The sequence below is a fragment of the Sodalis sp. (in: enterobacteria) genome (genome assembly GCF_051710625.1).
Classification (GTDB): Bacteria; Pseudomonadota; Gammaproteobacteria; order Enterobacterales; family Enterobacteriaceae; genus JBPESN01.
In genome coordinates this window covers 1-10,919 of record NZ_JBPESN010000039.1, presented here as the reverse complement: position 1 = coordinate 10,919, position 10,919 = coordinate 1, and the positions used below count along the sequence as shown (strand labels likewise).

General features: G+C 57.8%; 8 protein-coding genes and 2 pseudogenes. 9 read left to right on the top strand and 1 reads right to left on the bottom strand.

The features are described from left to right. Nucleotides 1-112: 112 nt before the first annotated feature. Nucleotides 113-2,596, top strand: a pseudogene (locus ACTBDU_RS10600) (FAD-binding and (Fe-S)-binding domain-containing protein); the annotation flags it as partial. Further along, nucleotides 2,593-3,001, top strand: a pseudogene (locus ACTBDU_RS10595) (hotdog fold thioesterase); the annotation flags it as partial. The pseudogenes ACTBDU_RS10600 and ACTBDU_RS10595, both read left to right, overlap by 4 nt. Nucleotides 3,002-3,225: 224 nt before the next feature. On the opposite strand, the gene ACTBDU_RS10590 reads toward ACTBDU_RS10595, so the two are convergent. Continuing rightward, on the bottom strand, nucleotides 3,226-4,203 hold the full coding sequence (locus ACTBDU_RS10590; protein ID WP_438806444.1) for an MFS transporter: 978 nt from the start codon (nucleotides 4,201-4,203) through the stop codon (nucleotides 3,226-3,228). Between the two features lie 795 nt (nucleotides 4,204-4,998). Between ACTBDU_RS10590 and sufA the strand changes: the two genes are divergently transcribed. The 7 genes from sufA to ACTBDU_RS10555 all read left to right on the top strand — a co-directional run. Further along, nucleotides 4,999-5,373, top strand: a complete 375-nt coding sequence (sufA, locus tag ACTBDU_RS10585) for a Fe-S cluster assembly scaffold SufA (RefSeq protein WP_438806443.1) — start codon at nucleotides 4,999-5,001, stop codon at nucleotides 5,371-5,373. Between the two features lie 13 nt (nucleotides 5,374-5,386). Continuing rightward, nucleotides 5,387-6,892 (top strand): Fe-S cluster assembly protein SufB, encoded by a 1,506-nt coding sequence (sufB, locus tag ACTBDU_RS10580; RefSeq protein ID WP_438806442.1) that lies wholly within the window; start codon nucleotides 5,387-5,389, stop codon nucleotides 6,890-6,892. Nucleotides 6,893-6,956: 64 nt separating this feature from the next. Further along, entirely contained in the window at nucleotides 6,957-7,703 is a 747-nt protein-coding gene (gene sufC / locus ACTBDU_RS10575) for a Fe-S cluster assembly ATPase SufC (protein WP_438806441.1), read from the top strand. Then, a complete protein-coding gene (gene sufD / locus ACTBDU_RS10570) occupies nucleotides 7,678-8,964 on the top strand; it encodes a Fe-S cluster assembly protein SufD (RefSeq protein ID WP_438806440.1) in 1,287 nt (428 codons plus the stop codon). Before sufC ends, sufD begins: the two co-directional genes overlap by 26 nt. Beyond that, entirely contained in the window at nucleotides 8,961-10,184 is a 1,224-nt protein-coding gene (sufS, locus tag ACTBDU_RS10565; RefSeq protein ID WP_438806439.1) for a cysteine desulfurase SufS, read from the top strand. The genes sufD and sufS overlap by 4 nt, the downstream gene beginning before the upstream one ends. Nucleotides 10,185-10,208: 24 nt before the next feature. After that, nucleotides 10,209-10,625 (top strand): cysteine desulfuration protein SufE, encoded by a 417-nt coding sequence (gene sufE / locus ACTBDU_RS10560; RefSeq protein ID WP_438806438.1) that lies wholly within the window; start codon nucleotides 10,209-10,211, stop codon nucleotides 10,623-10,625. A gap of 87 nt (nucleotides 10,626-10,712) precedes the next feature. Continuing rightward, a partial coding sequence (locus tag ACTBDU_RS10555) for a transposase (protein ID WP_438806437.1) occupies nucleotides 10,713-10,919 on the top strand: 207 nt, incomplete at its 3' end.

Below are 10,919 nucleotides of genomic sequence, written 5' to 3'. Positions count from 1 at the left end.
CCCCCCCCCCCCCCCCCCCCCCCCCCCCCCGCCCCCCCCCCCCCCCCCCCCCCCCCCCCCCGCGGCCGGCCCCCGCGCGCCCCCCGCCGCCCCCCCCCCCCCCCCCCCCCCCAACGGCTTGAGACCAGCGCGATACCGACGTCAGCGGCGCAGCCGGGCCGCATCGGTGACATTTATCGCACGGTGGTGGAACGCTGCCTGCAACAGCGCAGCCTGATCGTGGAAAAATTTCCCGATCTTAATCGGTTTTTAACCAGCTATGATTTGCGCCATTGTCTTCAGCGACGATCTGCAAACCTTCGACTTGACGCGTATCCTCACCGGCTCCGAGGGCACGCTGGCGTTTATCACCGCGGCGACGCTGGATATTACGCCGCTGCCGAAGGTGCGCCATTTAACCAATGTGAAGTATGACTCTTTCGATTCCGCGCTGCGCAATGCGCCGTTTATGCTGGAAGCCCATGCGCTATCGGTGGAAACCGTCGATTCCAAGGTGCTGAGTCTGGTGCGGGAGGATATCGTCTGGGACTCGGTGCGCGAGCTGATTGAAAATGTCCCCGGTCAGACGATGCAGGGGCTGATCATCGTGGAATTCGCCGGCGATGATGGCGCCCTGATAGACAGTCAACTCGCGACGTTGTGCGCCGGGCTCGATAGCTTGATGGCGGCCGGCGAGGCCGGGGTTATCGGTTACCAGCTGTGCGGACAGATGGCGGAAATCGAGCGTATTTACGCCATGCGCAAAAAAGCGGTAGAACTGCTCGGCAAAACCCATCCCGTTTGCCGAAGATACTTGCGTTCCGCCCCGGCATCTGGCGGATTATATCGCCGAATTCCGGGCGCTGCTCGACAGCCATCAGCTCAGCTACGGCATGTTCGGCCATGTGGATGCCGGCGTTCTGTACGTGCGCCCTGCGCTGGATATGTGCGATCCGGCGCAGGAAGTGCTGATGAAGCAACTGCCCGATCGCATCGTGGCGCAGACCGCCAAATATGGCGGTCTGCTGTGGGGCGAACACGGTAAGGGGTTTCGCGCCGAATACAGCCCGGTGTTTTTTGGCGACGTGTTGTATCAGGAATTACGCCATATCAAAACGGCCTTCGATCCCGACAATCGGTTGAATCCCGGTAAAATATGCCCGCCGTTGACGAACGATGCGCCGATGCTGACGGTGGATGCGGTCAAACGCGGCACCTTCGATCGTCAAATCCCCGTGACGGTGCGCGGTGTCTGGCGCGGCGCAATGGAGTGCAATGGCAACGGTTTGTCCTTTAACTTTGACACCCTGAGTCCGATGTGCCCGTCGATGAAAATCACCGCTAATCGCATCCATTCACCGAAGAGACGGGCGCCGCTGGTTCGCGAATGGCTGCGGCTGTTGGCACAGCAGGGCGTCGATCCGCTCCAGCTGGAGCAGGCGTTGCCGCAGGGGATGGCCACGCTGCGAGACGTTGTCGCCCGGGTCGGCAACAGTTGGCGGGCGCGGCGAGTACGATTTTTCCCACGAGGTAAAAAGCGTGATGTCCGGCTGCCTGGCCTATAAGGCCTGCTCAAGCCAGTGCCCGATCAAAATTGATGTACCAGGCTTCCACGCGCGCTTTTTGCAGCTTTACCACAGCCGGTATCTACGTCCGGTGCGTGATTATCTGGTGGCCGGCGTAGAGGGATATACGCCTCTCATGGCGCAGGCGCCAGCGACGTTCAATTTCTTTCTGAAATGGTCTGTGGTGCGCACATTGAGCGAGCGAGCCGTGGGGATGGTGGATGTGCCGCTGCTGTCGCAGCCGCCGTTGCGTCGTCAGGCGGCAGACATTCTCAACACGCAGCCCAGGTTGGACGCGCTAGAGCGGATGCCCACCGAACAGCGCCAATCCCATGTGCTTATCGTTCAGGATCCCTTTACCAGCTATTATGATGCGCGCGTGGTAGCGGATTTTACCCGTCTAGTGATGGAACTGGGGCTGAAACCGGTATTATTGCTTTTTCCCCCCAACGGCAAAGCGCAGCATATCAAAGGGTTTTTGCAGCGCTTCGCCGTACTGCCCGGCGTACGGCAGATTTTCTCAACCGTACGGCGCGACTAGGACTGCCGATGGTGGGGGTTGACCCGGCGCTGGTGCTCTGCTATCGCGATGAATATCGCGAGGTGCTGGGCGCCGACCGTGGCGAATTCCAGGTGCAATTGGTCCATGAATGGCTTGCCGGCATGCCGGAGAGCGACAATGCATTGTCGCGGGCCCACGTCCCCGAATCGGCGCCACAGGCTGCGCCCTGGTATCTGTTCGGCCACTGTACCGAAGCCACACAATTGCCGGCAAGCGTTCGGCAATGGCGCGACATTTTCGCCCGCTACGGCGCCCCCCTGGAGCCTGTCAACGGCGGCCGCTGCAGCATGGCGGGCACCTACGGTCACGGGAGCGCGAATTACGCCCATTCGCGCGGTATCTATGCGCTCTCCTGGCAACAACAACTTGCACAGCTGCCGCGCGGCCGCTGCCTGGCGACCGGTTATTCCTGCCGCAGTCAGGTAAAGCATATCGAGGGTGAAAGCGCCTTCGCCATCTGTTACAGGCGCTTTTGGAGCTCATCGCATGATTTGGACGCGTACGCCGTCGCTGGAGAGATTTAATCAGATAGCCCGGGGATGCATGATAGGTTATCTGGGGATTCATTACACCCGGCTGGAAGAGTATGAGCTGGAAGCCGTTATGCCGCTAGATGAACGCACCCGGCCAGCCCTTCGGCATCTTACATGGCGGCGCTTCAGTGGTGCTGGCGGAGACGGTAGGCTCCGCCGCCGGCTATCTCTGCACCCGCGAGGACTAGCGGATCGTGGGTCTTAATATCAACGCCAATCATCTGCACAGCGTTTATGACGGCGGGGTGCGCGCGATATGCCGCCCGTTTCACCTCGGCCGCACGCGCCAGGTGTGGGATATTCACATTTCCGACGATACGGCGCAGCTGACCTGCGTCTCCCGCTTGACCACCGCCGTTCTGGACGGGCCGAACGGCTGCGGCTGCGCCCGGCGCCGTTACAGTGAATTTACGCCGGCGCCGTTTGCTTTAACCGCAGCGTCAACAGCGCCGGCAGCACCGCCATCAGCGCGGCGGCCAGATAGATCCACGACATGCCCAGGATGAGACATCACCAGGCCGGCAGCAGACACGGCCACGCCGAGCGCCAGATCGAGGAATGCGCAGTAGGTGACCAGTGCGGTGCCCTAATTTTGTGTCGGGATCTGTTTCATAACCTCCACCCCCAGCGCTGGAAACACCAGCGAGAAACCGGCACCGGTCAGCAGCGCGCCGAGACTCGCTATCGCCGCAACCGGCGGCGCCCAGAGCAGCAGCAGCCCCGCAGTTTCAACCACAAAAGACAGCAGTGCCACCCGGCGGCCGCCAAAACGGCCGATACCGTTGCCCAGCACCAATTTTACCCCGACAAACGCGCAGCTCATCAGCGTCAGGGCGAAGGCGGCGCCGCTCCAGCCGCGTTCAACAAAATATAACGTGATGAAGCTGACGATGACGCCAAAACCCAGCGGTCCCAGACCCAGTACCAGACCAAACAGCCAGACTTTGCCTACGACTGCGGTAAACGGAATACGCCTGCCGGCGCTTACGCTGACCGCGGGACGCCGCAGTGCGACCCGCCAGGCGCCGATACCGGCAAACAGGATAAATTCGCCGACCAGCGTTAACCCGCCGAGATGTTCGAGAAACACCCCCAGCGGCGCGCCAACGGCGATTGCGCCATAGAGGTGGCCACGCCGTTCCAGGAAATAACGCGGCTGGTGTGCCGCTGTCCGACTGCGCCAATTCCCCACAGCATGGAGCCGATGCTGGCGAAGCTTTCTCCAACGCCCAGCAAGCAACAGCCGGCCGGTAAAAAGGCAGCTGAGACTGAGCACTGGACGGGCAGGGGTAGCGCGGGCCATCATATAGCAGGTGCCGCTCAACGCGCAGCACAGCAGGCCGATGAGAACGATTTTCTTCGGTCCCAGCAGATCGGCGCAGCGGCCGGCATAGGGATGGCTGGCCAGGGTGCTGAAATATTGCAGACTGATGGCGATACCGGCGAGCAGGGTCGAAAAACCCAGCGTGGTGTGTGTAAAGCCCGGCAGGATGGCCAGGGGAATACCAATGGTCAAATAGCAAATAAAGGCAAAGAAGACGATAGGGATGATGCGCTTATTCAACTCTGGTGCCGCGAGTGACGCGGCGGGGCGGTCGGACGTGGGCATAACAGGATCCAGCGGGAAATCACCAAGGGATGCAGCATAGCGCTACACCTGGATTAGGGAAATCAGAAATGTACCCGGAGGGAGCTTAGCTGATTTAGCGCACCGACGGCGGGTTGCGCCAGAGGCGGCCGGGGCACGCCAACCCGTCAACGGACAGTTAGCCAAAGGGGAGGCGGCGCGAGGGCTTTACCTATAACGCTGTCCGGACGGGGCACAGAAGAGCCTGCCGCCGTCGGTGCTTTTGTGATACAATTGTTATCAATACCAGAGAGGGCGCCTTGACCCCGATAATTGAAGACACTATTGAAAAGAGTAATCGGCCAGCAGCTACGCTAATGATAATTATCATCAAATAAAGACAACAGCGCCGCTACACTTATTTCCATCGCATTTTAGGGTTATTTTCCTATTAACTATTTACTGAGCGAAAATGACGAATTATTTTTTCACCTGTTATAAAAATGGTTTATTTTTATGAATATTCGCTTTAGCCACGGGGCAGAAAGTTTTAATATTAAAAAAATGATCTTTTCTTTTCATACATACGGAAAATCAGGGTATTAGCGGTGAAATAGCCCTAGAAAAATAATGGGAATAGCGGCTAAACACAGTGCTTGCCGGCGATAACTACAGCTATTTCCCATAAAACGGCCTATTCACCTATAAAGGTCAAGGTTGAAGAAAAAATACAACTCTTTAACATAGGCGGGTTTTCCGAGTATCAGCTTGTAACGTCATGAGGTAAACCTGATGCAAGTAGACAATAAGGTTGAGACGTTCTCCCTGGAGGAGAATATCTGGCGCGGCTTGACGATAACCGATTCCGCCGCCCGTCAGATTCTGCACCTGGTAGAAAGCGACCCCTCCATGCTGGGATTGCGGCTTAACGTGAAACAGTCCGGTTGCGCCGGCTTCAACTATGTCGTGGAGAAGGTTACCCAGACCGATGACAGCGATCTCGTCTACGAACATGACGGCGCCAGGCTGTATGTGCCGCTAAAAGCAATGCCTTTCATTGATGGCACGGAACTGGATTACGTACAGGAAGGGTTGAACCACGTATTCAAATTTAACAATCCCAAAGCTCAGCACGCCTGCGGGTGCGGCGAAAGCTTTGGCCTTTGAGCGATGAATCATTATGGCACGAAGCAATACTGACACCCCCGAGGCGATTGACGCAACGCAGCCCTGGGTGAAAAGCGAGCCTTACAAAGAAGGCTTCTTTACCCAATTGGCCACCGAAGAACTGGCGCACGGCATCAGTGAAGACGTGGTGCGCGCTATCTCGGCGAAACGCGATGAGCCGGAGTGGATGCTGGAGCTTCGCCTCAATGCCTATCGCGCCTGGCTGGAAATGGACGAGCCGCATTGGCTGAAAGCCAAGTACAAGCCGCTCGACTATAACGATTACAGTTACTATTCGGCACCGTCGTGCGGCGCCTGCGATGATACGTGCGACTCTCAGCCCGGCGCTACGCAGCAGTCCGGCGCGGAAGGGGCAAAAAACTACCTGACCGATGAAGTGGAACAAGCGTTCAACCAGCTCGGCGTGCCGGTACGCGAAGGCAGTGAGGTCGCGGTCGATGCGATTTTCGATTCGGTGTCGGTTTCCACCACCTATCGCCATAAGCTGGCGGAGCAGGGGATTATCTTCTGCTCCTTCGGTGAGGCTATCCATGAGCACCCCGAACTGGTGCGCCAGTATTTGGGCAGCGTGGTACCCGCTAACGATAACTTCTTTGCCGCGCTCAACTTGGCGGTCGCCTCCGACGGGACATTCGTTTATGTGCCGAAAGGTGTGCGCTGCCCGATGGAGCTGTCGACGTATTTCCGTATCAACGCCGCCAAAACCGGCCAGTTTGAGCGGACTGTCCTGATTGCCGATGAGGGCAGCTATGTCAGCTATATTGAGGGCTGCTCGGCGCCGGTGCGCGACAGCTATCAGCTGCATGCGGCAGTGGTGGAAGTCGTTGTTCTGAAAGATGCTGAAGTGAAGTATTCCACGGTGCAAAACTGGTTCGCCGGCAGCGAGGCCGAGGGCGGTATTCTCAATTTTGTCACCAAGCGTGCGCTGTGCGCGGGTGAAAACGCCAAAATGTCCTGGACGCAGTCCGAAACCGGTTCGGCCATCACCTGGAAGTACCCGAGCGTGATTTTGCGCGGCGACAATTCGGTGGGGGAATTCTTCTCGGTCGCGCTGACCAACGGCCGCCAGCAGGCAGATACCGGCACCAAGATGATCCACATCGGCAAAAATACCCGTTCGACCATTATCTCGAAGGGGATATCGGCCGGCCAGAGTGAAAACACCTATCGCGGGCTGGTGAAAATCATGCCGACTGCCACCAACGCACGTAATTTTACCCAGTGTGACTCCATGCTTATCGGCAGCGAATGCGGCGCACATACGTTTCCTTATGTGGAAGCGCGCAATAATACCGCGCAGCTGGAGCACGAGGCGACGACCTCGCGTATCGGCGAAGATCAGCTGTTCTACTGCCGCCAGCGCGGGATTAGCGAAGACGATGCAATTTCGATGATCGTCAACGGCTTTTGCAAGGATGTGTTCTCCGAGCTGCCGCTGGAGTTTGCCGTGGAAGCCCAAAAATTACTGGCTATCAGCCTTGAACACAGCGTGGGCTAAGGGCCACGCTACCGCGTTTGCTGCCCGGACGGCTCGACAGGTCGGGTTAAAGGAAAAATGAAACATGTTATCGATTAAAGATTTGAACGTCAGCGTGGAAGACAACGTAATCCTCAAGGGACTGAATCTAGAAGTGAAACCCGGCGATGTCCATGCCATCATGGGGCCGAACGGCTCCGGGAAGAGTACCCTATCCGCGACGCTTGCCGGGCGCGAAGATTATGAGGTTACCTCCGGGGACGTCATGTTCAAAGGTCGTGATCTGCTCGCGCTAGAGCCGGAAGAGCGCGCAGGCGAAGGCGTGTTCATGGCGTTCCAATACCCAGTGGAAATCCCGGGCGTCAGCAACCAGTTTTTCCTGCAGACGGCCGTCAATGCTGTGCGCAAATACCGCGAACAGCCGCCGCTGGACCGCTTCGATTTTGCTGATTTTATCGACGCCAAGATTGAACTGTTGAAAATGCCGGCCGATCTGCTGACCCGGTCGGTGAACGTGGGCTTTTCCGGCGGCGAGAAAAAACGTAATGATATCCTGCAAATGGCAGCGCTGGAGCCGGATTTGTGCATTCTGGATGAGACGGACTCCGGTCTGGATATCGATGCGCTGAAGATTGTCGCCCACGGCGTAAATACCCTGCGTGACGGCAAACGTTCCTTCATTATCGTCACCCACTATCAGCGTATTCTGGACTATATCCAACCCGACCACGTTCATGTGCTATATCAGGGCCGCATTGTGAAATCCGGAGATTTTTCCCTGGTGAAACAGCTTGAGGAGCAAGGCTATGGCTGGCTTACCGAACAACAGTAACGCCCGCGCGCTGACTCAATGGCACCAATTGTTTGCCGGTCAGAGCGCGGGGCGCTCCGCCGAGGCTTACGCCCATTGGAGGGACGTGGAACGTCTGGGGCTGCCCACCCGCCAGCACGAGCATTGGAAATACACCCCACTTGACGGACTGTTGGCGCACCGCTTTGCGCCCGCCACCGCCCGCGCGGTGTCCGCTGCCGTGCGCGATGCCCTCAGTCTGACGCTGGATGTCTACCGGTTGGTGTTTGTCGATGGCCGCTTTGCGCCGACGCTGAGCGATAGCGATACTGGCCTGTGGCAAATCGAGGTGGAGGAAGGGGCCGCCCGTCGGGCGCTGCCTGCGCCCATTCAGCCGGAGGTGTTTTTGCATTTGACCGAAAGCCTGAGTCAGGAAACCACCCGCATCCGCCTGCCGGCGGGCAAAGCGGCGCAGCGCCCGCTGTATCTGCTGCATATCAGCCAGGGCAGTGAGGACAAAGAAGCGCTGAGCACGCTGCATTACCGCCATCATATCAATATCGAGTCCGGTGCGCAGGGGCAAATTATCGAACATTTCACCAGCGTCGATGCCCAGGGGCATTTTAGCGGCGCCCGTACCACTTTGGCGGTCGGTGATAATGCGCACCTGAGCCATATTAAACTGGCTTTTGAAAGCCGCGCCAGCTATCACTTTAGCCATAACGATATCAGCGTGGGCCGCGATACGGTAGTGCGCAGCAGCACTTTTATTCTCGGCGCGGGATTGACCCGACATCAGACCAGCGCGCAGCTGAACGGCGAAGGCGCTGATCTGGCGATAAACAGCCTGCTGTTGCCGTCGTGGCAGGATATAAGCGATACCCGCACCTATCTTGAGCACAATAAAAACCATTGCATGAGCCGCCAGCTGCACAAAGTGATCGCCCGCGATCGCGGCAAGGGCGTGTTCAATGGCCTGATTAAAGTGGCCAAGCATGCGCTGAAAACCGACGGTCAGATGACCAATAATAATCTGCTGCTCGATCGCCTGGCGGAGGTGGACACCAAACCGCAGCTGGAAATTTATGCCGATGACGTGAAATGCAGTCATGGTGCCACCGTGGGGCGAATCGACGAGCAGCAGATGTTTTACCTGCGTTCGCGCGGCATCACTTGTGAAGACGCCCAGCAGATGATCATTTATGCTTTCGCGGCGGAAGTGACGGAAGCGATTGGCGACGAAGGGGTGCGCGACACGGTACTGGCGCGTATCGCCGATGCTTTACAGGGGGTGGCGGTATGACCTATCCCATTGCGCGAATCCGGTCTGACTTTCCCATTTTGGCGCGGCAGGTAAACGATAAGCCGCTGACCTATCTCGACAGCGCGGCGAGTGCGCAAAAGCCTAACGCCGTGATCGATTGTGAAAGCGACTATTATCGCCAGGGATACGCCGCGGTGCACCGCGGTATTCATACCTTAAGCAGCGAAGCCACGACCCGCATGGAAAACGTGCGTCAACAGGTGGCGCGTTTTATTAATGCTGCCTCGGCGGATGAAATCGTGTTCGTTAAAGGCGCCACCGAAGGCATCAACCTGGTGGCCAATAGCTGGGGACGGCAGCATCTTCAGCCCGGCGATAATATTCTTATCACCGAGATGGAGCATCACGCCAATATTGTTCCCTGGCAAATGCTGGCTGAAGAAAAGCAGCTGTTGCTGCGCTATATTCCGCTGTTGCCCGACGGCACGCTTGACGTAGCCAAACTGCCGGCGTTGATTGATGATCGCACCCGCCTGTTTGCCGTCACCCAGGTTTCCAATGTGCTCGGCACCCTCAATCCCCTGCCGGAACTTATCGCTAAAGTGCGCGCAGCCTGCGGCGCGGTGGTGCTGGTAGACGGCGCGCAAGGCGTCATGCATCAGCAGGTGGACGTGCAGGCGCTGGATTGCGACTTTTATGTGTTCTCAGGCCATAAGATCTATGGTCCGACGGGTATTGGTATTCTCTACACCAGGAAAGCATTGCTGGACGCCATGCCGCCTTGGGAAGGCGGCGGTTCGATGATTCGCACCGTCGATTTGACCGAAGGCACCACCTTCAACGATGCGCCCTGGCGTTTTGAGGCAGGCTCGCCCCATACCGCCGGCATGATGGGGCTGGGCGCCGCGATCGCCTATATTGAACAGGGGGGGCTGGACAGCATTCAAGCCTATGAGCACGAACTGATGCGCTATACGCTCGAAGCGTTGCAGCAGGTGCCGGACCTGACCCTGTACGGGCCTGACGATCGCACCGGCGTTATCGCGTTCAATTTGGGGAAACACCATGCTTATGATGTGGGCAGCTTCCTCGATCAATACGGTATCGCCATCCGCACCGGCCACCACTGCGCCATGCCGCTGATGGCCTATTTCCAGGTGGCGAGTATGTGCCGTGCGTCGCTTGCTATGTATACCGATCGCGACGATATTGACCGGCTGGTGGCCGGTCTGGTGCGGGTGCAGCGTTTGCTGGGCTGATAGCCGACAGGGGAGCACGTAACGATGGCGAATCTGCCTGATAAAGATAAATTGCTGCGCAATTTTTCCCGCTGCGGCAATTGGGAAGAGAAGTATCTGTATATTATTGAACTGGGCGGGCAACTACCGCCGCTGTCGGCGGAGATGCGCACGCCGGATAATCTGATAGGCGGCTGCCAAAGTCAGGTATGGATTGTCCTGTCGACCCAGGCCGATGGCAGCGTCCAGCTGTACGGCGACAGCGACGCCGCCATTGTGAAAGGGCTTATCGCCATGGTGTTTATCCTCTATCAGGGGCTGACGCCGGCGGAGATTGTTGCCTATGACGTGCGGTCCTTTTTCGACGCGCTGGCGCTTACCCAGCACCTGACGTCGTCCCGATCGCAAGGGTTGGAAGCCATGGTCCGGGGCATTCGTGCCCAGGCTGCCGCGCGCCAGTAACCGCGTTCGCCGTTCTGTAGTGGCACACTGAATTTGGCCACCTGAACAGAGGTGATATGCTCACCTCAGAACAACACGGGTGCACCAATGAAAAGAAGAAATTTTAGTCCTGAATTCAAACGCGAATCCGCTCAACTGGTTGTCGACCAAAATTACACCGCCGCGCAAGCAGCAAAAGCCATGGACGTCGGCTTTTCTACGATGACGAAATGGGTAAAACAACTGCGTGATGAGCGACAGGGGAAAACGCCAAAAGCCTCTCCCATAACCCCGGAACAAATCGAAATACGTGAG

Bases quoted from the DNA above. Each gene is read 5' to 3' on its own strand.
- sufA (WP_438806443.1), top strand. From the start codon at position 4,999: ATGCAAGTAGACAATAAGGTTGAGACGTTCTCCCTGGAGGAGAATATC.
- sufB (WP_438806442.1), top strand. From the start codon at position 5,387: ATGGCACGAAGCAATACTGACACCCCCGAGGCGATTGACGCAACGCAG.
- sufC (WP_438806441.1), top strand. From the start codon at position 6,957: ATGTTATCGATTAAAGATTTGAACGTCAGCGTGGAAGACAACGTAATC.
- sufD (WP_438806440.1), top strand. From the start codon at position 7,678: ATGGCTGGCTTACCGAACAACAGTAACGCCCGCGCGCTGACTCAATGG.
- sufS (WP_438806439.1), top strand. From the start codon at position 8,961: ATGACCTATCCCATTGCGCGAATCCGGTCTGACTTTCCCATTTTGGCG.
- sufE (WP_438806438.1), top strand. From the start codon at position 10,209: ATGGCGAATCTGCCTGATAAAGATAAATTGCTGCGCAATTTTTCCCGC.